The organism is Burkholderia sp. L-4, assembly GCF_056856535.1.
In genome coordinates, this window is sequence record NZ_JBXEOX010000002.1 from 1,933,388 (window position 1) to 1,956,389 (window position 23,002).

The following is a 23,002-nucleotide window of genomic DNA, read 5'->3' on the forward strand; positions in this document are numbered from 1 at the left end:
GCAGGATGCGGCGGCGCGCGCATACCGGCGGGCCTTGACTTCAAGCCGGCTTGAAGCAGCACAGTCCGGTTCATCATTCACGAACCAGAAGGGAGTCGACGATGGAAACCAGCCGGCCCAACGAAGCGCAGTCCGCCCTGTGGAACGGCCCGTCGGGGCGCGCGTGGGTCGACGTGCAGGAAACGATCGACCGGATGTTCGCGCCGCTCGAGACGTTGCTTGCGGATGCGGAGGCCGTGTCATCCGGCAGCAATGTGCTCGACGTCGGCTGCGGCACCGGCGCCGTCACGCTCGCGATCGCGCGGCGGCTCGGCGCGAATGCGCACTGCACGGGCATCGATTTCTCGGCGCGGATGATCGACGCCGCGCGGGCGCGTGCCGAACGCAGCGGCGTGCATGCGCGATTCGTGCGCGCGGACGTGCAGACGCATGCATTCGAGCCCGCGAGCGTCGACCTGATCGTGTCGCGCCTCGGCGTGATGTTCTTCGACGACCCGGTCCGGGCGTTCGCGAACCTGCGGCAGGCGGCGCGGCCGGACGCGCGGATGCGGTTCGTCGCGTGGCGCGGTGCGGCCGACAACCCGTTCATGACGACGGCCGAGCGGGCCGCCGCGCCGCTGCTGCCGAACTTGCCCGCACGGCAGCCCGGCGCGCCGGGCCAGTTCGCGTTCGGCGACCGGCAGCGGATCGTGTCGGTGCTGGCGGACAGCGGCTGGGCCGACGTGGAGATCAAGCCGGTCGACAGAGTATGCGTGCTGCCCGCGGCCGCGCTGGACGAGTACATCGCCCGGCTGGGTCCGGTCGGCCTTGCCCTGCTGGAGGCGGACGAAGCTACCCGGCGCCGCGTGGTCGACACGGTGCGTGCCGCGTTCGAGCATTACGTGCGCGGCGCCGAGGTGCGCTTCGATGCGGCGTGCTGGCTCGTGACGGCGCGCGCGCCGTCCGCGTAGCGTGATGGCGATAAAACGGAGCAACGCGCATCGGTGCCGGCATGGCCCGCTTGCGCGGCGCCGTTCACGCCTGAGGAAACCGCGCTGCGCGGTGCGTGTCAGGGTTTCCTCGCGCGCAGCATCAGCCACGCGCAACCGCCGGCCACCAGCGCGAGGCCGAGCAGGACCGCCTCGACGCCAAGCGCGAAACCGGGCGGCATTTCACCGGTGTCGGGCACGGGCGACAGGTTGCCGCCCATTGCGACGGCGCCGCCCGTCAGCAGTGCCATGCAGACGATCCAGTAGATCTTGCCGCGTGCTGCGGCCGCGCGGATTCGCCACAGCGCGATGCAGGCGCCGCCGAGATACAGCAGCGCGAGCGTGCCGAGCGCGACGAGGTCGGCGGAGCGGCTTTGCAGGAGCGCATTCATCGCGACGCTCCGTCGGGCGTGGCCGACCGGTACGGCGAAACGATGCGAGCCGCGTGCGTGCTCATTCGGCCTCCGTCGCATGTCCCGGCGCGCGGCTCAGCAGATGCGTGCGCTTGTCGGCGGCGAGCGACACGTAGCGTTCGTACTGGCGCAGCACGTCGGCGATCACCTCGTCGCCGCGCAGGTATTCGACGTCGTAGCCGAGCCGGCCGTCCTCGAAGAACGTGACGATCCCGTACACGTGCTCGCGTGCCGCATCGGGCTCGGCCGCCTCGCGCACGAGAAACGCCGCCGCGGATTTCGCCGTCACGCGCACGCCGTGCACGAAGTCGCGATGCTCGGCGGTCGGCACGGTAAGCCGCACCGCATCGTCGCTGTCGCGCTGTACGTGCGCATCGACGCCGCTCGCGCGCAATTCGGCGGCAACCTTGCGCAGCGCCGGCTCGACCGTTTCCGCGACGAACTGGCGCGCTTCGGCCTCGGTCGTCTGCCGCAGGATGTGCGTCAACCGATGGCGCCAGTGCTGGCCGGTCCAGAAGCTCGTTGCCGGCGCCACGTCCTGCGAATAGTGCGCACGATCGGCCGCGAGCCCGTGCCACAGCCCGTAGCACAGCGCGAGCATGATGATCGCGACCGGCAGCGCGGCGATCAGCGTCATCGCCTGCAGCGCGCCGAGCCCGCCCGCGACGAGCAGCACCGCCGCGGTCACGCCGAGCAGCACGGCCCAGAACAGCCGCTGCCACACGGGCGAGTGTGCGTTGCCGCGGGTCGCGATCTGGTCGATCACGAAGGCGCCCGAATCGGCGGACGTGACGAAGAACACGGCGATCAGCACGATCGCGGCGATCGACAGCAGTTGCGTCAACGGCAGGAAATCGAAGAAGCGGAACAGCAGCGCGTCGACGTTGGTGGCCGTTTGCGCAAGCGCGCCGGCCGCGCCGTGCGTATCGAGCCAGATCGCGCTGTTGCCGAACACGGTCATCCACACGAGGTTGAACGCGGTCGGCACGAGCAGCACGCCGATCACGAACTGGCGGATCGTGCGGCCGCGCGAAATGCGCGCGATGAACATCCCGACGAACGGCGACCACGACACCCACCACGCCCAGTAGAGGATCGTCCAGCCGCCGAACCAGCCTTCCTCGCGCGGCGACGCATACGCGTAAGTGCGGAACGACAGGTCGACGAGACTCGACAGGTACTGGCCGACGTTGTCGACGAGCGCGCGGAACAGGAACAGCGTCGGGCCGGCGACGGCCACGAAGGCGAGCAGCAGGAACGCGAGCAGCAGGTTCAGTTCGGACAGCCGCCGCACACCCTTGTCGAGACCGGTCGCGGCCGACACGCCCGCGAGGATCACGACGACCGCGACGAGCCCGATGCGGAATACGTTGCTGCCGGTGTCCCAGCCGCCGACCGTATGCAGGCCCGCGCTCAGCTGCATCACGCCGTAGCCGAGCGTCGTCGCGATGCCGGCGACCGTGCCGACCAGCGCGAATGCGTCGACGGTGTGACCGATCCAGCCGTCGATGCGCTCGCGCAGCACCGGATACAGCCCCGAGCGCAGCGTCAGCGGCAAGTTGTAGCGAAAGCCGAAGTACGCGAGCACGAGCCCCATCAGCCCGTAGATCGCCCACGCATGGAAGCCCCAGTGGAAGAACGTCATCAGCATCGCTTCGCGCGCGGCGGCGGGCGTGCCGGGATCGACGGTCGGCGGTTTCAGGAAATGCTGCATCGGCTCGCCGACGCCGAAATACATGAGGCCGATGCCCATGCCGGCCGCGAACAGCATGGCCGTCCACGATACGAAGCTGAATTCGGGTTCGGCATCGTCGGGACCGAGGCGGATGTTGCCGAAGCCGCTGGCGGCGATCAGCACGAGAAACACGAGGAAGCCGGTGACGGCGAGCACGTAGAACCAGTCGAAGCGTGCGATGACCCACTGCTGGCCGGCGGAGAACAACGCGCCGGCTTCGCTCGGGTGCAGCGCGCACACGACGAGCAGCGCGCCGATCACGGCGAGCGCGGGCAGGACGACTTGCGGCTTGAACGTCGTGCGGGGCGAGGGACGGGAATCCGGCATGGCGGGCATCCAGTTGTGGGCGCAACGAGGCGCAACGCCGCCCGGCGCGCGTGTCGCGCGTCGGACCCTGATACGGCGTGCGTCGAGTGTACCGCGGTGTCAGGACTGCAAGAAGGGGCATGCAGAAGGGATTAATCTGACGAATTGTAAGGTATCGGCGCGATCCGGCAAACCTGCGCGGTGGCGCGGCAGGCGGACGGGACGGGGAACACGGCGCGGCGGCCGGACATCGGGCGCCCGGACGGCGCATGCGGAATGCGCATCGTCCGGGGCGTCGGCAGCGCGCTGGAGGCGCTGCCGGCAGGTTCAGAACGTGACGGCGATGCCGGCCATGCCGACGAACTGGCCGTGCGTGGTCGACGGCGTGAGCTGCTGCGAATCGCCCACGATCGGCGCCGCGTCGACGATGTGGCCGGCGCCTTGCGCGCCGAGCGTCTGTCCGCTCGAATGCGTGTACGCCTGCAGCGCATAGAGCGTCGTGCGTTTCGACAGGCTGTACGACTCCTTCAGCGAGTACTGCTGGTAGCGGGCCGCGCTCGCGACGCCGTTCGCTTTCGACGCGAGCGTGTAAGCGAACGCGCCGGCCACCGAGAACGCCGGCGTGAAGCGGTACGCGGCAAGCGCGCCGTAGGTATTGAACACGGCCGTGTCGGTGAATGCCGAGCCGTTGCCGGGCAGGTATTTCACGTTCGAATAGTTGAGGCCCATCGTCAGGTCGCCGAGCGTGTAGTTGCCGGCCGCCGCGACCTGTTCGACGGCCTTCGCGGTCAGGTAGCCCTGGTTCAGCACGGACACCGCGAAGCTGCCCGACGCCGCGGTGGCCGGGTTCAGGAAGCCGGCCGACGAGCCCGAGCTGTTGATCCGGAGGTAGCCGGCCGCGATCCCGACCGGCCCGTTCGCGTAGCGCAGCGCGGCGCTGAACGTGTTGCCCTTGCCGGTCGCGCCGGCGATGCCGCCGAATGCGTACATCGCGCTCGCGGACAGCCCCGAGAAAGTCGGCGACGTATAGGTGACCGAGTTGTTCACGCGGATCGTCGTGTCGAGGCCGTCGATGTCGCCCGGATGCGCGCCCGTCGCGCCGGTCAGCCAGCTGCTCGATGCGTACGGGCCGACGAACAGGAAGTAGGGCGTGTACTGGCGGCCGGCCGTCAGCGTGCCGTAGTGATCGTTGCGCAGGCCGACGAACGCCTGGCGGTTGAACAGCGTGCCGGCGGCGGCCTGCGCGCCCGTGTTCAGGTTGAAGCCGGACTGCAGGTCGAAGATCGCGTGCGTGCCGCCGCCGAGATCCTCGTCGCCGCGCAGGCCGAACTTCGACGCATACAGGTTGCCGTCGCGCATGTAGATGTTCGAATGGCCCTGCTGGTTGTTCACGTACGCGATCGAATCGTCGACGACGCCGTACAGCGTCACGCTGCTCTGCGCGTGGGCGGCGGTCGTGCCGAGCGAGGCGGCCGATAAAATCAGGATTGCATAACGGTTGACGGGTGCTTTCATTGTCGATCTCCAGGTCTCTTCATCTTTCCAACGGGGCGGGAGGCTGGGGTGCCTCCTCTGTGGCGGACGGCGGGCCGCGCGAACGGCCCGCCTGATCGGGCTTGCGTCAGTCGTCGAACGCGACGACGATGCGGCGCCATGCGCCGTCCTGCGCATCCTGCTCGACGCGCGCGCCGCGCACGGCGACGGGGCCTTGCAGCGACGCCGGCAGCAGGATCTCGACGCGCTCGGCCGGGCGGGCCGGGCGGCCGTCCCAGCGCACCGACACGCCGAGCGCGCCGGATGCCTCGCGGCCGGTTTCGATCCGCCACAGTCCGTATTCGCCGTCGCGCCAGGCTTCCGTTTCGCCGTCGTCCTCGACGCATTCGCCGGACGCGACGCCGTCCTCGATGCGTGGCGCGACGAGGAAGCCGCGCGTGTCGCCGCGCGCGCCGAAGTGCTGGGCCGCGACGTTCAGCGGCAGCACGCGGCCTTCGCGCAGTAGCATCACCGGCGTGTCGAGCGGGGCGGGCAGCGTCACGCTTGCGCCGCCGTCGAACGCCTGCGCGCTCGCGCAGCACATCCAGCGCGCGCCGGACGGCAGGTAAACCGTGCGCGCCGTCTGGCCGGGATCGACGACCGGCGCGACGAGCAGTGCGTCGCCGAGCATCATGTCGTCGCAGGCGTCGTAGCAGCGCGCATCGCCGGGGAAATCGGCGAGGGTCGGTCGCAGCACGGGCTCGTAGCGCGTCGTCGACAGCCACAGCAGGTGGTAGAGGTAGGGCAGCAGCCGGTAGCGCTGCTTGATCAGCGATGCGATCTGCGCGGTGATCTCCGGATACATCCACGGCTCGTTGACGGTGCCGTCGTCGTTCCACGAATGGATGCTGAAGCGCGGCATGAAGATGCCGAACTGCACCCAGCGCAGCAGCAGCTCGGGCGACGGCGCGGGGCCGGAGAAGCCGCCGATGTCGTGGCCGATGTTCGACACGCCCGACAGCGCGAGCCCGAGACCCATCTTCAGGTTGTAGCGCAGTGTTTCCCACGACGTGTAGTTGTCGCCGGACCAGGTCTGCACGTAGCGCTGCATGCCCGCGCCGCCGGCGCGCGACACGAGGAACGGCCGCCGCGCCGGCGCATGCGCACGCTGCGCGTCGCGCGACGCGCGCATCATCAGCATCGTCTGCAGCACCTTCGCCTCGCGCGCCGGGAACGGCTGGCCGAAGCCGTGCGCGATCGCGTCGGGCGACCAGATCTCGTATTCGTTGTTGTCGTTCCAGGTCGATTCGATTCCATAGTCGAGCAGCGCCGAGGTGACCTGCTCGCGCCACCAGCGGTACGCATCCGGCTGCGTGAAGTCGATATAGGCGCCGACCTCGTCCCAGAACTGCACCCATGCGGGCTCGCCGGACGCCGAGCGGATCAGCAGCCCGCGCTTCGCGGCATCGTCGAACGCGGGATGGTCGCGCAGCAGGCACGGCTTGATGTTCGCGCACAGGCGGATGCCGTGGTCGCGGTAATGCTGCACGAAACCCTTCGCGTCGGGAAACTTGTCGCGATTCCAGTTGAACACGTAGCGCTTCGCGCCGATCGACGTGTAGCCCGACGACAGGTGGAACGAATCGCACAGGATGTCGTGCGTGTCGCACTGCTCGACGAACTGGTTCATCTGCTGCTGCGCGTCCGGCGCGTCGGTGTAGCTCATCGTCGAGCCCGAATAGCCGAGCCCCCATTTCGGCGTGCGCGCGGGGCGCCCGGTGAGCCACGTGAAGCGCCGCGCGGCCGCGAGCGGCGTGTCGGGCGAGGCGATGAAGTAGTAGTCGAGATCGCCGTGCTCGGCGACGAAATAGCGGTACGGGCCGTGATAGTTGTCGAGTTCGCGGCCCATGTCGAACGTGCAGTCCGACAGCGTGTCGTAGAACAGCCCGAAGCCCTGGCACGCGTCGGGCGACCACGTGATGTAGAACGGGATGTGCTTGTACAGCGGGTCCGTATGCTTCGCGCTGTAGCCCATCGCGTCGATGTTGCGCATCTCGAAGCGCGCGCCCGTGCGGTCGAGTTCGCCCGCGCGTTCGCCGAGGCCGAAGACCTTGTCGCCGCGTTCGCGCGCGACGTAGTGATACGCGCGATCGTCCCACCAGCCGAAGTTGTACGCCTGCGTCGCACGGTCGGCGAGCGCGACGCGCCAGGCGCCGTCCGCCCCGCGCATCGACCACGTGCAATGGCCGCCTTGCCGGCGCACCGCGAGCCGGATCTGGGCGGTTTCGACCAACAGGACGTCGTCGTCCTCGACGAGGGAAAAGGCGGGCAGCGTGAAGCCGTCGAGGTCGAGGCGGTCGCGCCCGTCGAGCGGCACGTCGTCGAGGCCCGGCGCGATCGTCCACGTGCGCGGGTTGCGCGCGGTCGCGTCGGGCAGCACGCGCACCCGCACGATGTCGTCCTCGAGCACGAAGATCTCGACGGTGGCGCCCGTTTCGGACGCGAGCAGCACGCGGTTCGCGTGCGTGGCGGCGACGCGGAACACGGGCGGATGAAGAAGCGAAGTCATGGATGCGATTCCTGGTGAGAGCGAATGTCAGGCGTGCTGCGCGAGCAGGCGTTCCTGCTTCGACTGCCCGCGGATCAGCACCGCGAGCAGCGTCACGCCGATGATGTCGAACAGGCCGAGGCACGCGAACAGCGGCGCGTAGCCGATCTTGTCGGCGAGCGCGCCGACCAGCAGCGAGAAACCGAGCCCGCCGATCCACGCGGCCATTCCCGCGAAGCCGCTCGCGGTGCCGACTTCCTCGGAATCGAACACGTCGGCCGACAGCGTGTTGACGAGCGCGGAGATCATCTGGTGCGCGAAACCGCCGACGCAGAACAGCGCGATGGCCGTGTACGGCGACGACACGAGGCCGATCATCGCGGGCCCGAGCATCAGCACCGCGCCGAGCGCGACGCCGGCGACGCGCGACCACACGAGCGGCAGCTTGAAGCGCTTCGCGAGATACGGCGACAGGTAGCCGCCCGCGATGCCGCCGGCATCGGCCGCGAGGAACGGCATCCACGCGAAGATCGCGATCTGCGTGAGCGGCATGTGGCGCTCGGTCGCGAGGTACAGCGGAATCCAGAAGCTGAAGGTCTGCCAGGCGGGTTCGGCGAAGAAGCGCGGCAGCGCGATGGCCCAGAAGCGCCGCGCGGTGACGACGTCGCGGATACGGCGCTTCGACACGGGCGGCATCGTCGCCTGGCCGTCGCGGATCAGCGTGCGTTCCTGCGGCGAGATGCGCGGATGCTCGGCGGGCGACCGGTACTGCGTGTACCAGAGCGCGGCCCATACGAACCCGAGCGCGCCGGTGGCCATGAACGCGGCCTGCCAGCCGAACCGCATCGACAGGAACACGACGAGCGGCGGGGCGATCGCGGCGCCGAGCGACGTGCCTGCATTGAAGTAGCCGACCGCGACGGACTTCTCGCGATCGGGAAACCATTCGGCGACAGCCTTCATCCCCGACGGAATCGCGGCGGCTTCGAACAGCCCCAGGAAACCGCGCAGGATGCCGAGCGACAACCAGCCCGACGCGAAACCATGCGCGACGCCGACCACCGACCACAGCATCGCGAACAGCGCGAAGCCGAGCCGCAGCCCGATCAGGTCGACGATGAATCCGCATACCGGCTGCATGATCGTGTAGCCGATCTGGAAGGCCCCGACGATGTACGAATACTGTTGCGTCGAGATCGCAAACACCTGCTTCAGCTCGGGCGCGAGCACCGCGAGGGAATTCCGTGCGAGGTAGTTGAGGATCGTGCCGAGACACACGAGCACGATGATCCACCAGCGCAATGCCTTGACTGTTTTCACTGCTGTCTCCTGTTGGGCAGGGCGGGCATGCGACACCTGCCTTGAACCATGCGAGCCGTCCGATCAGGACGGCTCTTTCACCTTATTTGTACGATGTCCGATCATCTTGAACACCGGTTTCCATCGGTTTATATCGAAATCAAGCGGTTCGAGCGAACATTTCGTGACCGTCTGACGTCTTTGTTATCTGACGACTGATCATTTTCGAGCATCCTATGTTCGAATTCGAATCCGGTCAACGTGAATTTGCATTCGAACGAACATGATCGGGGTTTTCCCGATAAGCGGACGGCAGCGGCGCACGAAGACGGCCGCGGCCGCGTGCCGAATGCCCGCGTGGCGGGGCTGTGCGACGGCTGGACGCGCGGCGCCCGTCGGATGGGGCGTGACAACCCTGATGAAAATTTATTTCTTTCCGGAATCTGGATTGTGTAAATTGATTTTCATCATCCTTGCAACGACCCTTCGCATGACGCCTCTCGTTCCGCCCGATGCCATTCACGACGAACCCGCGATCGCCGAGCGGATCGCGTCGGCGATGCCGTTGATGACGCCGATTCACCGGCGCATGGGCGAGTTCGTGCTCGCGAACCCGTTTCGCGCGGCGACGATGCGGATCGACGAGCTCGCGCAGGCCGTGAATGCGTCGATCGCGACCGCGAACCGCTTCGCGAAGGCGCTCGGTTTCGACGGCTATCCGGCGATGCGCGCGGCGCTCGTGCGCGGCTTCGAGGCGACGCTCGGGCCGGTCGAGCGGCTGCGTTCCGCGCAGGAGCAGGAGCCCGGCGTACGCGGCGCGGTATGGATCGACGCGGTATTCGACCAGGCCGTCGCGAACATCGGGAGCACGCGCGCGCAACTCGATGCGGCCGACGTCGAGGCCGCGGTCGAGGCGATCGTCGGCGCGCGGCGCGTGCTGATCCTCGGCGCCGGGTCGAGCGCGTTCCTGGCCGGGCTGATGGAGCACGGGCTGTCCGTGTGCCATGACAGCGTGCAGTCGCTCGCGCTGCTCGGCGGGCCTTCGCACGCGGCACGGCGCCTGTACACGGCCGATTCGCGCGACCTCGTGATCGCGCTCGCGTTTCCGCGCTACGTGAAGGACACGGTCGAGCTGGCCCGTCGTGCGGCGGCGCGCGGCGCGCGCGTGCTCGGCATCTCGGACGGTCCGCAATCGCCGCTGGCGCCGATCGCGTCGTTGAACCTGTACGTCAAGGCCGAACGGCGTTTCGCCGCCACGTCGGAAGCCGCCGTGCTCACGATGATCGAGGCGTTGATCGACGCGGTCGCGCTGCGTACGCACCGGTCCGCGAAATCCGCCGCCGAAATGACCGAATTCCTGCTGCCTTGGCTCGTGCAGCCGCAGGCGGCGTTGCCGGCCGTCAACCCTTCTTCCCCCGGTCCGAAAAAATCATGACTTCACCCGCGATCGTCGCGATTCACGGCGGCGCAGGCACGATCCTGCGCGAAGCGATGGATACCGACACCGAACGCCGATACCGTGGCGAACTGACCGCGATCCTGCAGGCCGCGCAGCAGGTGCTGGCCGACGGCGGCAGCGCGCTCGACGCCGTTACCGTCGCCGTGCGCATGCTCGAGGACTGCCCGTTGTTCAACGCCGGGCGCGGCGCCGTCTACACGGCCGAAGGCAAGCACGAACTCGACGCGGCGGTCATGGACGGCGCGACGCTCGGCGCCGGCGCGATCTGCTGCGCGACGCGTGTGCGCAATCCGGTGCTGGCCGCACGACGCGTGATGGAGGCGAGCGAGCACGTGCTGTTCGCCGGCGCGGGCGCCGATGCGTTCGCGGCCGCGCAGGGGCTCGAGCTTGCGGAACCCGGCTACTTCGACACCGAAGCGCGGCATGCGCAGTGGCTCAAGGCGCGTGCGACGGCCGGTGCGATGCTCGACCACGATGCGGCGACGTTCGCGTTCGGCAAGTCGCAGCCGGCCGAGCCGCTCGATCCGGACCGCAAGCACGGCACGGTCGGCGCGGTCGCGTGCGACCTGCACGGCCACATCGCGGCGGCGACGTCGACGGGCGGCATCACGAACAAGCAGCCGGGGCGGGTGGGCGATTCGCCGATCATCGGCGCGGGCTGTTATGCCGACGACGCGACTTGCGCGGTATCGTCGACGGGTACCGGCGAAATGTTCATCCGGCTCGCGACCGCGCACGACGTCGCCGCGCAGATGGCGTATCGCGGCGCGTCGCTCGCCGACGCGGCACACGACGTCGTGATGAACAAGCTGCCGCGCCTGGCTGGCCGCGGCGGGATCATCGCGGTCGATGCTCAGGGCAACGTCGCGATGCCGTTCAACACCGAAGGGATGTACCGCGGTTACGCGCGCGTCGGGGAGGCGCCGGTCGTCGGCATCTACCGCGACGATGCGGCCTGATTCCGGATCGCACGAGGAGAACCCCGCATGACTTCGAGCCGAACCCCATCCGGCCTCGTGCTGCCCGAACAGCGCGTGGTGGCCGTCGACGACCTGTCGGTCACGTTCCGCCGCGAAGGCGCGACGTTCGACGCGGTGCGCAACGTGTCGTTTCACGTCGACCGCGGCGAGACGCTCGCGATCGTCGGCGAATCGGGCTCCGGCAAATCGGTCACGTCGCTCGCGCTAATGCGGCTCGTCGAGCACGGCGGCGGCGCGATCACGGGCGGCTGGATCGCGTTCCGGCGCCGCGGCGGCGCGCTCGTCGATCTGGCGCAGGCGAGCGCCGCGACGATGCGCGGCATTCGCGGCGCGGACATCGCGATGATCTTCCAGGAGCCGATGACGTCGCTGAACCCGGTGTTCACGGTCGGCGACCAGATCAGCGAGGCGATCGCGCTGCACCAGTCGAAGAGCGCGGCCGAAGCGCGCGCGGAAGCGCTGCGGCTGCTCGATCTCGTGCGCATTCCGGAAGCGCGCCGCGTGTTCGCGCGTTATCCCCACCAGCTGTCGGGCGGGATGCGGCAGCGCGTGATGATTGCGATGGCGCTGTCGTGCCGGCCCGCGCTGCTGATCGCCGACGAACCGACGACCGCGCTCGACGTGACGATCCAGGCGCAGATCCTGCAACTGGTGCGTGGGCTGCAGGACGAAATGAACATGGGCGTGATCTTCATCACGCACGACATGGGCGTGGTCGCCGAAGTGGCCGATCGCGTGCTCGTGATGTATCGCGGCGAGAAGGTCGAGGAGGGCGAGTCGGACCGCATCTTCGCGGCGCCCGCGCATCGCTACACGCGGGCGCTGCTCGCGGCCGTGCCGCGGCTCGGCTCGATGCAGGGCACCGACGCGCCCGAGAAATTCCCGTTGCTGAAGGTGGACGCGAGCACGACGGCACCGGCGCCGGCCACGGCGCCCGCCGCGAACGACGATGCGCAGCCGCCCGTCGATCGCGCCGCGCCGCCGATCCTGCGCGTGCGCGATCTCGTCACGCGCTTTCCGGTGAGAAGCGGCGTGTTCGGCCGCGTGTCGCAGTACGTGCATGCGGTCGAGCGCGTGAGTTTCGAGCTGCGCGCGGGCGAGACGCTTGCGCTCGTCGGCGAATCGGGCTGCGGCAAGTCGACCACCGGCCGTTCGCTGCTGCGCCTCGTCGAATCGCAGAGCGGTTCGATCGAATTCGACGGCCGCGACATCAGCGCGATGAAGGGCGCGGACCTGCAGGCGCTGCGCCGGAACATCCAGTTCATCTTCCAGGATCCGTTCGCGTCGCTGAACCCGCGCCTGACGGTCGGCTTCTCGATCATGGAGCCGTTGCTCGTGCACGGCGTCGCGAGCGGCAGCGAGGCGCAGGCGCGCGTCGACTGGCTGCTCGACAAGGTCGGCCTGCCGCCCGAGGCCGCGCGCCGCTATCCGCACGAATTCTCGGGCGGCCAGCGCCAGCGGATCGCGATCGCGCGTGCGCTCGCGCTGAACCCGAAGGTCGTGATCGCCGACGAGTCGGTGTCGGCGCTCGACGTGTCGGTGCAGGCGCAGATCGTCAACCTGATGCTCGACCTGCAGCGCGAGCTCGGCGTCGCGTACCTGTTCATCTCGCACGACATGGCGGTGGTCGAGCGCATCAGCCATCGCGTCGCGGTGATGTATCTCGGCCAGATCGTCGAGATCGGCCCGCGCCGCGCGGTGTTCGAGGCGCCGCAGCATCCGTACACGAAGAAGCTGATGAGCGCGGTGCCGGTGGCCGACCCCGCGCGCCGGCATGCGCCGCGCCAGCTCGCGGCGGACGAAATCCCGAGCCCGATCCGCGCGATCGGCGACGACCCGGTCGTCGCGCCGCTCGTCGCGGTCGGCCCCGATCATTACGTCGCGACGCATCGCGTCGGCGGCGCGTATTGAGCGCGCGGCAGGTTGCATATGGACCGCAGCTGCGCACGAGCGAGACAACGGCGTCTTTATCCCGAGCGGGTGCAGTCACGCCGCGATTTCCACCACGCGTTACCGAATCATCCACAGGAGCCCAGCAAGATGAACAAGCCGTATTCGTTCCCGATGTTCCGTCCGCGCGCGCTGTTCGCGGCGGGGGCCGGCGCGCTCGCGCTGTCGGTCGCGGTGCCCGCGTTCGCGCAGCAGAATGTCGTGGTCGCCGTGTACTCGACGTTCACGACGATGGACCCGTACGACGCGAACGATACCGTGTCGCAGGCCGTCGTCAAGTCGTTCTACGAGGGGCTGTTCGGTTTCGACCGAAACATGAAGCTCGTCAACGTCCTGGCGACCAGCTACACGGCGTCGCCGGACGCGAAGGTGTACACGGTCAAGCTGCGCGAGGGCGTGAAATTCCACGACGGCACCGACTTCAACGCGGCCGCGGTGAAGGCGAACTTCGATCGCGTGACCGACCCGGCGAACAAGCTGAAGCGTTACGGCCTGTTCCGCGTGATCGAAAAGACCGAAGTGGTCGATCCGACCACGGTGCGGTTCACGTTGCGCGAGCCGTTCTCGGCGTTCATCAATACGCTCGCGCACCCGTCGGCGGTGATGATCTCGCCGGCCGCGCTGAAGAAGTGGGGGCGCGACGTGTCGCTGCATCCGGTCGGCACCGGGCCGTTCGAATTCGTCGAATGGAAGCAGACCGACGACATGAAGGTGAAGAAATTCGCCGGCTACTGGAAGAAGGGTTATCCGAAGGTCGACACCATCGACTGGAAACCGGTGGTCGACAACAACACGCGCGCCGCACTGATCAAGACGGGCGAGGCGGATTTCGCGTTCACGATTCCGTTCGAGCAGGCGAGCGACCTCAAGAGCAACCCGAAGATCGAGCTGATCGAGTCGCCGTCGATTATCCAGCGCTACATCTCGCTGAACACGCAGCAGAAGCCGTTCGACAACCCGAAGGTGCGTGAAGCGCTGAACTACGCGGTCAACAAGGAAGCGCTCGCGAAGGTCGTGTTCGCCGGCTACGCGACGCCTCAGACCGGCGTGGTGCCGATGGGCGTCGAATATGGGACGAAGCTCGGGCCCTGGCCGTACGACCCGGCGAAGGCGCGTGCGTTGCTGAAGGAAGCCGGTTATCCGGACGGATTCGAATCGACGCTCTGGTCCGCGTACAACCATTCGACGGCGCAGAAGCTGATCCAGTTCGTCCAGCAGCAGCTTGCGCAGGTCGGCGTGAAGGTGCGCGTGCAGGCACTCGAGGCCGGCGAGCGGGTCGCGAAGGTCGAGAGCGCGCAGGATCCGGCAGCCGCGCCGGTGCGGATGTACTACAGCGGCTGGTCGGCATCGACGGGCGAAGCGAACTGGGCACTGACGCCGCTGCTCGCGTCGGCATCGGCGCCGCCGAAGCTCTACAACACCGCGTACTACAAGAGCAGCGCCGTCGACGACGATCTCGCGAAGGCGCTGGAGACGACCGACCGTGCGAAGAAGGCCGCTCTTTACGCCGACGCGCAGAAGCAGGTGTGGACCGACGCGCCGTGGATTTTCCTGGTGCAGGAGAAGATCGTCTATGCGCGCAACAAGCGATTGCACGGCATGTACGTGATGCCGGACGGTTCGTTCAACTTCGACGAAATCTCGGTGAAATGACGGCGGCTTGCCCGCCACGCGGTGCCGGCGGCGCAAGCCGCCGGTGCGCTGATTCGATCGGTGCCCCATGCTGAATTTCCTCGTCAAACGCCTGTTCGGCCTGCTGCCCACGCTCGCGATCGTCGCGGTGCTGGTGTTCCTGTTCGTGCACCTGCTGCCGGGCGACCCGGCGCGGCTCGCGGCTGGCCCCGAAGCCGACGACGCGACGGTCGCGCTCGTGCGTGCCGATCTCGGGCTCGACCGGCCGCTGCCCGCGCAATTCGTGAATTTCTTCGCGAAGATCGCGCACGGCGATTTCGGCACATCGACGCGCAGCAAGCGGCCGGTCTCGACCGAGATCGGCGAACGTTTCATGCCGACGCTGATGCTGACGCTCGTCAGCATGGTGTGGTCGACGCTGTTCGGGATGGCGATCGGGATTGCGTCGGCGGTCTGGCGCAATCGCTGGCCCGACCGTCTCGGCATGACGATCGCGGTGTCGGGTATCTCGTTTCCGGCGTTCGCACTCGGCATGCTGCTGATGGAAGTCTTCTCGGTGAAGCTCGGCTGGCTGCCGGTCGTGCCGGACGGCTCGTGGAAGAGCTACGTGCTGCCGTCGCTGACGCTCGGCGCGGCGGTCGCGGCCGTGATGGCGCGCTTCACGCGCGCGTCGTTCGTCGAAGTGCTGAACGAGGACTTCGTGCGCACCGCGCGAGCGAAGGGTGTGCACGAGCCGATGGTCGTGCTCAAGCACTGCCTGCGCAACGCGATGATCCCGGTCGTCACGATGATGGGGCTGCAGTTCGGCTTCCTGCTCGGCGGCTCGATCGTCGTCGAGGTCGTGTTCAACTGGCCGGGCCTCGGCCGCCTGCTCGTCGATGCGGTGACGATGCGCGACTACCCGGTGATCCAGGCGATCGTGCTGCTGTTCTCGCTCGAATTCATCCTGATCAACCTGACCGTCGACGTGCTGTACGCGGTCATCAACCCGACCATCCGGTTCAAGTGAGGCGCGCATGAACGCGACTGTCCAGACCGCGGCGCCGGCCGCATCGAGCGCGATCCGCACGCCGTGGCGCGAATTCTGGCGCAAGTTCCGCAAGCAGACCGTCGCGCTCGTCGCGGGCGGCTTCGTGCTCGCGCTCGTCGTGCTGGCGTTCGTCGGCCCGCACATCGTGCCGTTCGACCCGGAGAACTATTTCGACTACGACGCGCTGAACGCGGGGCCGTCGGCCGTGCACTGGTTCGGCGTCGATTCGCTCGGCCGCGACATCTTCAGCCGGATCGTCACGGGCACCCGCATCTCGCTCGCGGCCGGCTTCTTCTCCGTTGCGCTCGGCGCGGTGATCGGCACGTTCTTCGGGCTGCTCGCCGGCTACTACGAAGGCTGGTGGGACCGCATCACGATGCGTATCGCCGACGTGCTGTTCGCGTTCCCGGGCATCCTGCTCGCGATCGGCGTGGTGGCGATCCTCGGCAACGGGATGGTCAACGTGATCTGCGCGGTCGCGATCTTCAGCATCCCGGCGTTCGCGCGGCTCGTGCGCGGCAACACGCTGATGCTCAAGCACATGACCTACGTCGAGGCCGCGCGCAGCATCGGCGCGTCGGACTGGACGATCATCGTGCGGCACATCCTGCCGGGCACCGTGTCGTCGGTCGTCGTCTACTTCACGATGCGGATCGGCACGTCGATCATCACGGCCGCGAGCCTGTCGTTCCTCGGGCTCGGCGCGCAGCCGCCGACGCCGGAGTGGGGCGCGATGCTCAACGAGGCGCGCGCGGACATGGTGACGGCGCCGCACATCGCCATTTTTCCGAGTCTCGCGATCTTCCTGACCGTCCTTGCGTTCAACCTGCTCGGCGACGGGCTGCGCGACGCGCTCGATCCGAAGCTGGAGCGCCGCTGATGCGGGTGGCGCCGATGTGGAGTGCCACGTTGCCGGCCGGGCCGCGCGGCACGATCGCCGACGTGCCGGGCGTGACGGTCGGCCATTGCACGCTCGATGCCGGGGACGTGCAGACGGGCGTGACCGTCGTGAAGCCGCATCCGGGCGACGTGTACCGCAGCAAGGTGCCGGCGGGCGTGGCCGTGATCAACGGCTTCGGCAAGAGCGTCGGGCTCGTGCAGGTCGGCGAACTCGGCACGCTCGAGACGCCGATCGCGCTGACCAATACGTTCGGCGTCGGCGCGGTGGCCCAGGCGCAGATCCGTGCGGCGATCGCCGCGAATCCGCGGATCGGCCGCGACTGGTCGACCGTCAATCCGCTCGTGTTCGAGTGCAACGACGGTTACCTGAACGATATCCAGGCATTCGCGGTCACGGCCGCGCATTACGACGACGCGTGCCGCACGGCCTCCCGCGACGTCGCACGCGGTGCGGTGGGGGCGGGGCGCGGGATGTCGTGTTTCGACCTGAAGGGCGGGATCGGCTCCGCATCACGCGTGGCGTTCGCGGCTGGCCGGCCCTACACGGTCGGTGCGCTCGTGCTCGCGAATTTCGGCCGACTGCCGATGCTGACGCTCGGCGGCGTGCCGCTCGGGCGCGTCGTCGCGCAACGGCGTGCGGCCGATGCCGCGCATGCGGCGCCGCCCGAGCAGGGCTCGATCATCCTGTTGCTGGCCACCGATGCGCCGCTCGACGCGCGGCAGTTGTCGCGCCTCGCGCGCCGCGCAGGCGCGGGGCTGGCGCGTACCGGTTCCGTCTACGGCCACGGCAGCGGCGATATCGCGCTTGCGTTCTCGACGGCCTGCACGATCGCGCACGACGCAACGACGATCGCGTTGCCGGCCCTCGTGGCCGATGCGGCGCTCGATCCGCTGTTCATGGCCGCGGCCGAAAGCGTCGAGCACGCGATCGCCGACGCGTTGCTGCAGGCCGTGACGGTCGCCGGGCGCGACGGGCACGTGCGGCAATCGCTGCGTGACGCGGTGCCCGATCTCGACCGCTTGTTCAACGAAAATAACGAAGGGCATCCGACCCAGTCATGAAAATTCTGATCTCGACCGACATCGAGGGCGTCGCCGGCGTATTCGCCATCGAGCAGACGCGCGCGGGTAATCCGGAGTACGAACGCGCGCGCCGCTGGATGACCGCCGAGGCGAACGCGGCGATCGAAGGCGCGTTCGCGGGCGGCGCGCAGGCCGTGTGGGTCAACGATTCGCACGGCGGCTATCGCAACCTGCTGCCCGACGGGCTCGATGCGCGCGCCCGCGTCGTGCTTGGCAAGCCGCGCATGCTCGGGATGATGGCGGGCCTGGAACAGCAGCCCGACCTCGTGTTCATGATCGGCTATCACGCGAAGTCGCAGACGCGCGGCGTGCTTGCGCATACGATCAACAGCTTCGCGTTCACGCAGGTGTGGCTGAACGGCGTCGAGCTCGGCGAAGCCGGGCTGTACGGCGCGCTGGCGCACGAATATGGCGCGCGCGTCGCGCTCGCCACGGGCGACGACGTGTTCGCCGGGGAAACGCAGCCGCTGTTTCCGGATGCCCGTTTCGAGACGGTCAAGACGGCCGGCGGCGCATCGAGCGGTGATACGCTCACGCCCTCCGCGTCGTGTGCGCGGATCGCGGCCGCCGCGCGCGAGACGGTCGCGCACGCGCTGTCGGCGGGGTGGCGCGCGGGTGCCCATCGGCCCGCGCCGGCTGCTTGCACGCTGCGCGTGCAGACGGCCGCGCAGGCCGACCTGTTCGGCGTGCTGCCGTCGCTCGAGCGCGTCGATGCGGTGACGCTGCGCTTCGACGGGCCGTCGGTCGAGCACGTGGTGCGCACGCTGAACAGCCTGTCGGCCATGTCGTTCATGCTGCGGTGATGCGCGCCGCCACGATGCCGCGTGCGTGCGGCCGGTCAGTCGACGACGGCGGGGCGGGCCGTCGCGGCGAGCAGGAACGCTTCCATCGCCGCGACCAGCGCGAGCGGCGTCTCGTTCATCGGATAGTGGCCCGCGTTGCGCAGCACGTCGACGGTCGCGAGCGGATAGCGCCGCAGGTAGGTGCGGGCCATCAGCGCCGCGTCGAACGCCGGATCGTGTTCGCCGATCAGCACTTTGACCGGATGCGTACCGGCGATCTCGCTGCTGAAATCCGTATCGGCCCACGCGCGGAAGTACGCGCCGAAAGCCTGCGCCGACGAACAGGCTGCCGAATACGCGGCTTTCCACTCGACCCAGGCGGCGGGCAGGCGGCCGCCGGTGCTGCGGTCGATGATGGTTCGGCGATCGGCGACGTGGTCGGCGGCGCGCTCGAATAACGCGCGTCGTGCGGTGTCGAACGGCAGGCCGCCGCACGGCACGGGCGCGATCGGCACCAGCGCGCGCACCCGGTCGGGCGCGATGGCGGCGATCTTCTCGATCGCCATGCCGCCCATCGAATGGCCGACGAGGCTGAAGGTCGGGAAGCCGAGCGCGTCGGCGAGCGCGAGCGTGTCGGCGGCGATTTCGTCGATCGTATAGTCGCCGCGTGCGTCGCGCATGCGGCCGTAGCCTCGGTAGTCCATGAAGACATAACTGAAATGCTCGCGCGACAGCCACGCTTCGACGGGGTCGAATGCGCGGGCGTCGCCGAACCAGCCGTGCAGCACGAGAACAGGGTGGGGGCCGTCCCCCACGCGATGAAACGTATTCGGCATGTCCGCTCCGATGAGGTTGCAATCCGGCCGATCAGGCCGACGGGTCTTGCGGCCGAGAGGTCGCGCAACGGTGGAGCGGATCGTAGATCGATCGAAGGCGACCCGCCTTCGATATCGGGTCATTGATGATGGAATTCGGGCCGTGAGAAATACGCTGCTAGATCCCTACGAACACCTTCCGCGGAGCGTGGTCGTGACCGCCAACGACTATGCGGCCGGCACGACGTTTCCGGAGCACGCGCATGGGCGCGGGCAATTCGCGTTCGCGTCGCGCGGCACGATCAGCGTGTCGACGCCGCACGGGCGCTGGCTGGTACCGCCGCAGCGCGCGTGCTGGGTGCCGGCCGGCGTGCGGCACGAAATGACGATGACCGGGCCGGTCACGATGCTCAACACGTTCGTGTCCGCCGATGCCGCGCAGGCGGCCGGTTTGCCCGGGCAGTGCGGCGTCTATGGCGTGTCGCCGCTGCTGCGGCAACTGATCGACGACGCGATCGACCTGCCGGCCCTGTACGACGTCGACGGGCGTGCCGGCAAGCTGATGGACCTGCTGGTCGCGGAAATCGCGACGATGCCGCGCCTGTCGCTGCATGCGCCGCTGCCGTCCGATGCAAGGCTCGCGAAAGTGTGCCGGCACCTGTTCGCGTCGCCGTCGATCGCGGCCGATCTCGACCAGGTCGCGGCCGACGCGGGCGTGAGCCGGCGGACGTTCACGCGGCAGTTCCGCGCGCAGACGGGCGTGAGTTTTGCCGCGTGGCGCCAGCAGGTGTGCATGCTCGCGGCGATTGCCCGCCTGACCGACGGGCAGCCGGTGACGCGCGTCGCGCTCGATCTCGGGTATGCGAGCGCAAGCGCGTTCACGTCGGCGTTCCGCCGCATCCTCGGCGATACGCCGAGCCGGTATCTGGAGATTCGGCGCTAGCCGGCCGCAACCGCAAAAAAATACGCGCCCGCCAAATTCGGTCGGACGCGTTTAAAGGCACTCGGTCAGAAAAAAATGCGCGAACAACCCGTTGGGCCGTTTCGCGCATTACCTGTGTAATTGTTGCCTCTTCAGATTTAATCCTTGTTGCACGTTGCAGATAACGAAGGATACGCCGCATAACGCGCAAACGATATCCCGTTGGTTCGACGATCCATGTGCGGTCGCAGCATGCGTTTCGATCACGCGTTTGAAGTCGGGGCAAGACGCCACGGCCAACAGGCATTCGCGGCCGCCACGCGCCACGATGCGACGCATCATCGAATGATGGCGACGGCGCATGAAAAACGCCGCGTGATGCGATGCCTGTCGGTATCGCGCCACGCGGCGGGCGGTTGCGTGCGACGCCGGCCTGTGCCGGCGCAAGCGTCAAACGTCGAAGAACACCGTTTCGTCAGGCCCCTGCATGCGGATGTCGAAGCGGTAGACGACCGGGCGGCCCGGTTGCGCGTCGCGTTTCGCGACGAGCGTCGCGCGGCGCTCGGCCGGCACCGCGTTCAGCACGGGGTCGGTGGCGTTCGCCGCGGCTTCGTCGTCGAAGTACACGCGCGTGAACGCATGGGTGAGGATCCCGCGCATCATCACGGTCACGTTGATGTGCGGTGCCTCGTCGGCGGCGATGCGGCCCGGCTTCACCGTCTCGACGACGAAGCGTTGTTGCGCGTCGGTGCCCGTGCCGACCCGCGCGAAACCCGTGAAGCCGGAGGCCGCGATGTCGGCGCGCGAGGCCGGGTAGCGGCCCGCGCTGTCCACCTGCGTGAATTCGAGCACCGCGTCGCCGACGACGTTGCCGTCGCCGTCGAACACCTGGCCGACCAGCAGCACGTGCTCGCCTTCGGCGTGCGCCGCGGCGATCGTCGGCGTGAACAGGCTCTTCAGGTCATAGTCGTATTGCTGCGGGCACAGGCCGTACGCGAAGTACGGGCCGACCGTCTGCGAAGGGGTTTGCTTCAGCGTCGTCATGGTTCAGCGCTCCATCGGGGTGGCGTCGCGGCCGCGCAGCACGATGTCGAATTCGTAGCCGAGCGCATAGCCTTCTTCGGTGATGTCCATCGAGAAGCGCGAGATCAGGCGATCGCGCGCGGCCTCGGGCGTGCCCTGGAAGATCGGGTCGTACGCGAGCAGCGGATCGCCGGGGAAGTACATCTGCGTGACGAGACGCGAGCCGAAGTAATCGCCGAACAGCGAGAAGTGGATGTGATTCGGGCGCCACGCGTTCGGATGGTTGCCCCACGGATACGCGCCGGGCTTGATCGTCAGGAAGCGGTAGCGGCCTTCGTCGTCGGTCAGGCAGCGGCCGGCGCCGAGGAAGTTCGGGTCGAGCGGCGCGTCGTGCTGGTCGACCTTGTGCACGTAGCGGCCGGCCGCGTTCGCCTGCCACACCTCGACGAGCGTGTTGCGCACGGGCTTGCCGCCTTCATCGAGCACGCGGCCCGTGACGACCATGCGCTCACCGAGCGGCTCGCCGTTCTTCACGGCGTTCTTCGTCAGGTCGTGGTCGAGCGCGCCGAGATCCTCGGCGCCGTAGACGGGCGCGTACTGGTCGCGCAGCTTCTCTTTCAGCGGGATCAGCGGGCGGGTCGGGCCGCGCTTCACGGACGAACGGTACTCGGGGTGGACATAGGCCGGATGCGACGGCCAGTCGCGCGGCGTGAGGATCGTGGGGGAATCCATCGGGCGTCTCCTGTTAGGTTTTTCGCAAAGTGGATGGCATGACTTTAGCCAATCCGGAAAGTTATGCAAAATGACCTTTTTTCGTCGAACGCATAACCATTCGTTATGTTCGACACGCCCGTGAAAAATCCGCCGGACAGGATGCCTGTCCGGCGGATGAAAGCGATCGGGCTTCGCGTCGTCGATGACGACCCCGTGCACGGCCCTCCAGCCAGCCCGTCGCTATTTTTTGTCGTTTGTTCTTGTCGTTATGCGGTCTCCCTGAGCGCGCCCGTTGTCAGCGGCGGGCGGGATCGAACACGATCCCGTCGAATTCGAGCGACAGCGCGTCGCTGCGCAACAGCGCGGCCGGCGTCGCGGTCCGCTCGGCACCCAGCACGTCGAATACGTATTGCGCGCAGAATCCGCGCCGCACCCGCGGGTTGAAGCGATGGCCGAGCAGTGCGTCGATGCGCTGTTCGGCCATCGCGTGCGTCTGGCGCTGAGCGTCGGCCGACGGTGCCGCGATACGGCGCGCCAGCGCGATGCGCCCGCCTTCGGTATGGGCGACGAAGCGCGACAGCGGCGTGAGCTTCGTCCACGCCAATGCAGCGGATTCGGCGATCACCGGTTCGTCGCCCGACGTATCGACGACGATGCCGAAGCGGTTGGTCCACGCACCCGCCGAGGCCGTCGTGCCTGCCGCGTCGCTCGGCGCCCTTGCCGGCACGCGGATGAATACGAGATCGCCGACATGCGCGCCGGCGGCCAGCGTGCGGACGGTCGCAAGCGGCAACGTGCGATCGGTGTCGCGTGCCTCGCGCGGGGCTGTGTCATGCGGTGGGTACGCGGCGGTTTCGGTTCGGGTGGTCATTTCGGCTTCGTCGTCGAGTGACAGGACGGAGCGGATTATGCAGACAAGTAACGATAAGTGTTAATTTTCCTGTGCGAGTAGCCTAATATTCGACCTGAA

The 23,002-nt window shown here is 68.1% G+C and carries 19 protein-coding genes; 10 read left to right on the forward strand and 9 right to left on the reverse strand.

What is annotated here, in order from left to right; translation table 11 throughout:
- Positions 1-101: 101 nt before the first annotated feature.
- Complete coding sequence (locus tag AC1VVG_RS25535) at positions 102-950, forward strand: class I SAM-dependent methyltransferase (RefSeq protein ID WP_482836608.1); 849 nt, start codon at positions 102-104, stop codon at positions 948-950.
- A 98-nt stretch (positions 951-1,048) separates the two neighbouring features.
- On the opposite strand, the gene AC1VVG_RS25540 is transcribed toward AC1VVG_RS25535, so the two are convergent.
- The 5 genes from AC1VVG_RS25540 to AC1VVG_RS25560 form a co-directional block, all read right to left on the reverse strand.
- Positions 1,049-1,360: a hypothetical protein gene (locus AC1VVG_RS25540; RefSeq protein ID WP_034191600.1), complete on the reverse strand. Its 312-nt coding sequence runs from the start codon at positions 1,358-1,360 to the stop codon at positions 1,049-1,051.
- A gap of 61 nt (positions 1,361-1,421) precedes the next feature.
- Positions 1,422-3,443 (reverse strand): BCCT family transporter, encoded by a 2,022-nt coding sequence (locus tag AC1VVG_RS25545; RefSeq protein WP_482836610.1) that lies wholly within the window; start codon positions 3,441-3,443, stop codon positions 1,422-1,424.
- Between the two features lie 306 nt (positions 3,444-3,749).
- On the reverse strand, positions 3,750-4,937 hold the full coding sequence (locus AC1VVG_RS25550; protein WP_034191598.1) for a porin: 1,188 nt from the start codon (positions 4,935-4,937) through the stop codon (positions 3,750-3,752).
- A gap of 106 nt (positions 4,938-5,043) precedes the next feature.
- A complete protein-coding gene (locus tag AC1VVG_RS25555; protein WP_069705286.1) occupies positions 5,044-7,464 on the reverse strand; it encodes a glycoside hydrolase family 31 protein in 2,421 nt (806 codons plus the stop codon).
- A 27-nt stretch (positions 7,465-7,491) separates the two neighbouring features.
- Positions 7,492-8,763: an MFS transporter gene (locus AC1VVG_RS25560; RefSeq protein WP_034191596.1), complete on the reverse strand. Its 1,272-nt coding sequence runs from the start codon at positions 8,761-8,763 to the stop codon at positions 7,492-7,494.
- Between the two features lie 469 nt (positions 8,764-9,232).
- Between AC1VVG_RS25560 and AC1VVG_RS25565 the strand changes: the two genes are divergently transcribed.
- The 8 genes from AC1VVG_RS25565 to AC1VVG_RS25600 all read left to right on the forward strand — a co-directional run bounded on the left by AC1VVG_RS25565 (position 9,233) and on the right by AC1VVG_RS25600 (position 18,579).
- Positions 9,233-10,177 carry a MurR/RpiR family transcriptional regulator gene (locus AC1VVG_RS25565; RefSeq protein WP_049030772.1) on the forward strand — a complete coding sequence of 315 codons (945 nt, stop codon included), beginning with the start codon at positions 9,233-9,235 and terminating at the stop codon, positions 10,175-10,177.
- On the forward strand, positions 10,174-11,160 hold the full coding sequence (locus AC1VVG_RS25570) for an isoaspartyl peptidase/L-asparaginase family protein (RefSeq protein ID WP_049030774.1): 987 nt from the start codon (positions 10,174-10,176) through the stop codon (positions 11,158-11,160). Before AC1VVG_RS25565 ends, AC1VVG_RS25570 begins: the two co-directional genes overlap by 4 nt.
- Before the next feature lie 27 nt (positions 11,161-11,187).
- Positions 11,188-13,092: a dipeptide ABC transporter ATP-binding protein gene (locus AC1VVG_RS25575; RefSeq protein WP_482836612.1), complete on the forward strand. Its 1,905-nt coding sequence runs from the start codon at positions 11,188-11,190 to the stop codon at positions 13,090-13,092.
- A 129-nt stretch (positions 13,093-13,221) separates the two neighbouring features.
- A complete protein-coding gene (gsiB, locus tag AC1VVG_RS25580; protein ID WP_034191592.1) occupies positions 13,222-14,784 on the forward strand; it encodes a glutathione ABC transporter substrate-binding protein GsiB in 1,563 nt (520 codons plus the stop codon).
- A 67-nt stretch (positions 14,785-14,851) separates the two neighbouring features.
- On the forward strand, positions 14,852-15,772 hold the full coding sequence (gene gsiC / locus AC1VVG_RS25585; protein ID WP_034191591.1) for a glutathione ABC transporter permease GsiC: 921 nt from the start codon (positions 14,852-14,854) through the stop codon (positions 15,770-15,772).
- Positions 15,773-15,779: 7 nt separating this feature from the next.
- The gene (gsiD, locus tag AC1VVG_RS25590) at positions 15,780-16,673 is read left to right on the forward strand and encodes a glutathione ABC transporter permease GsiD (protein WP_034191590.1); all 894 of its coding nucleotides are present in this window, start codon (positions 15,780-15,782) and stop codon (positions 16,671-16,673) included.
- On the forward strand, positions 16,673-17,755 hold the full coding sequence (locus AC1VVG_RS25595) for a DmpA family aminopeptidase (RefSeq protein WP_482836614.1): 1,083 nt from the start codon (positions 16,673-16,675) through the stop codon (positions 17,753-17,755). Before gsiD ends, AC1VVG_RS25595 begins: the two co-directional genes overlap by 1 nt.
- Positions 17,752-18,579, forward strand: coding sequence for a M55 family metallopeptidase (locus tag AC1VVG_RS25600; RefSeq protein WP_473375159.1), 828 nt, complete (start codon positions 17,752-17,754; stop codon positions 18,577-18,579). Before AC1VVG_RS25595 ends, AC1VVG_RS25600 begins: the two co-directional genes overlap by 4 nt.
- A gap of 35 nt (positions 18,580-18,614) precedes the next feature.
- On the opposite strand, the gene AC1VVG_RS25605 is transcribed toward AC1VVG_RS25600, so the two are convergent.
- A complete protein-coding gene (locus AC1VVG_RS25605; protein ID WP_069705292.1) occupies positions 18,615-19,394 on the reverse strand; it encodes an alpha/beta fold hydrolase in 780 nt (259 codons plus the stop codon).
- A 142-nt stretch (positions 19,395-19,536) separates the two neighbouring features.
- Between AC1VVG_RS25605 and AC1VVG_RS25610 the strand changes: the two genes are divergently transcribed.
- Entirely contained in the window at positions 19,537-20,316 is a 780-nt protein-coding gene (locus AC1VVG_RS25610) for an AraC family transcriptional regulator (protein ID WP_034191586.1), read from the forward strand.
- Between the two features lie 429 nt (positions 20,317-20,745).
- On the opposite strand, the gene pcaG is transcribed toward AC1VVG_RS25610, so the two are convergent.
- The 3 genes from pcaG to AC1VVG_RS25625 form a co-directional block, all read right to left on the reverse strand.
- Complete coding sequence (gene pcaG / locus AC1VVG_RS25615; RefSeq protein ID WP_034191585.1) at positions 20,746-21,339, reverse strand: protocatechuate 3,4-dioxygenase subunit alpha; 594 nt, start codon at positions 21,337-21,339, stop codon at positions 20,746-20,748.
- Positions 21,340-21,342: 3 nt separating this feature from the next.
- Complete coding sequence (pcaH, locus tag AC1VVG_RS25620) at positions 21,343-22,050, reverse strand: protocatechuate 3,4-dioxygenase subunit beta (protein ID WP_006489685.1); 708 nt, start codon at positions 22,048-22,050, stop codon at positions 21,343-21,345.
- Positions 22,051-22,327: 277 nt separating this feature from the next.
- Positions 22,328-22,903 (reverse strand): YiiX/YebB-like N1pC/P60 family cysteine hydrolase, encoded by a 576-nt coding sequence (locus AC1VVG_RS25625; RefSeq protein WP_034191584.1) that lies wholly within the window; start codon positions 22,901-22,903, stop codon positions 22,328-22,330.
- Between the last annotated feature and the right edge of the window lie 99 nt (positions 22,904-23,002).

Bases quoted from the DNA above. Each gene is read 5' to 3' on its own strand.
- pcaG (WP_034191585.1), bottom strand. From the start codon at position 21,339: ATGACGACGCTGAAGCAAACCCCTTCGCAGACGGTCGGCCCGTACTTC.
- AC1VVG_RS25555 (WP_069705286.1), bottom strand. From the start codon at position 7,464: ATGACTTCGCTTCTTCATCCGCCCGTGTTCCGCGTCGCCGCCACGCAC.
- AC1VVG_RS25625 (WP_034191584.1), bottom strand. From the start codon at position 22,903: ATGACCACCCGAACCGAAACCGCCGCGTACCCACCGCATGACACAGCC.
- gsiB (WP_034191592.1), top strand. From the start codon at position 13,222: ATGAACAAGCCGTATTCGTTCCCGATGTTCCGTCCGCGCGCGCTGTTC.
- AC1VVG_RS25550 (WP_034191598.1), bottom strand. From the start codon at position 4,937: ATGAAAGCACCCGTCAACCGTTATGCAATCCTGATTTTATCGGCCGCC.
- AC1VVG_RS25535 (WP_482836608.1), top strand. From the start codon at position 102: ATGGAAACCAGCCGGCCCAACGAAGCGCAGTCCGCCCTGTGGAACGGC.
- gsiC (WP_034191591.1), top strand. From the start codon at position 14,852: ATGCTGAATTTCCTCGTCAAACGCCTGTTCGGCCTGCTGCCCACGCTC.
- AC1VVG_RS25600 (WP_473375159.1), top strand. From the start codon at position 17,752: ATGAAAATTCTGATCTCGACCGACATCGAGGGCGTCGCCGGCGTATTC.
- AC1VVG_RS25575 (WP_482836612.1), top strand. From the start codon at position 11,188: ATGACTTCGAGCCGAACCCCATCCGGCCTCGTGCTGCCCGAACAGCGC.
- AC1VVG_RS25570 (WP_049030774.1), top strand. From the start codon at position 10,174: ATGACTTCACCCGCGATCGTCGCGATTCACGGCGGCGCAGGCACGATC.
- AC1VVG_RS25565 (WP_049030772.1), top strand. From the start codon at position 9,233: ATGACGCCTCTCGTTCCGCCCGATGCCATTCACGACGAACCCGCGATC.
- AC1VVG_RS25540 (WP_034191600.1), bottom strand. From the start codon at position 1,360: ATGAATGCGCTCCTGCAAAGCCGCTCCGCCGACCTCGTCGCGCTCGGC.
- gsiD (WP_034191590.1), top strand. From the start codon at position 15,780: ATGAACGCGACTGTCCAGACCGCGGCGCCGGCCGCATCGAGCGCGATC.
- AC1VVG_RS25595 (WP_482836614.1), top strand. From the start codon at position 16,673: ATGCGGGTGGCGCCGATGTGGAGTGCCACGTTGCCGGCCGGGCCGCGC.
- AC1VVG_RS25545 (WP_482836610.1), bottom strand. From the start codon at position 3,443: ATGCCGGATTCCCGTCCCTCGCCCCGCACGACGTTCAAGCCGCAAGTC.
- pcaH (WP_006489685.1), bottom strand. From the start codon at position 22,050: ATGGATTCCCCCACGATCCTCACGCCGCGCGACTGGCCGTCGCATCCG.
- AC1VVG_RS25605 (WP_069705292.1), bottom strand. From the start codon at position 19,394: ATGCCGAATACGTTTCATCGCGTGGGGGACGGCCCCCACCCTGTTCTC.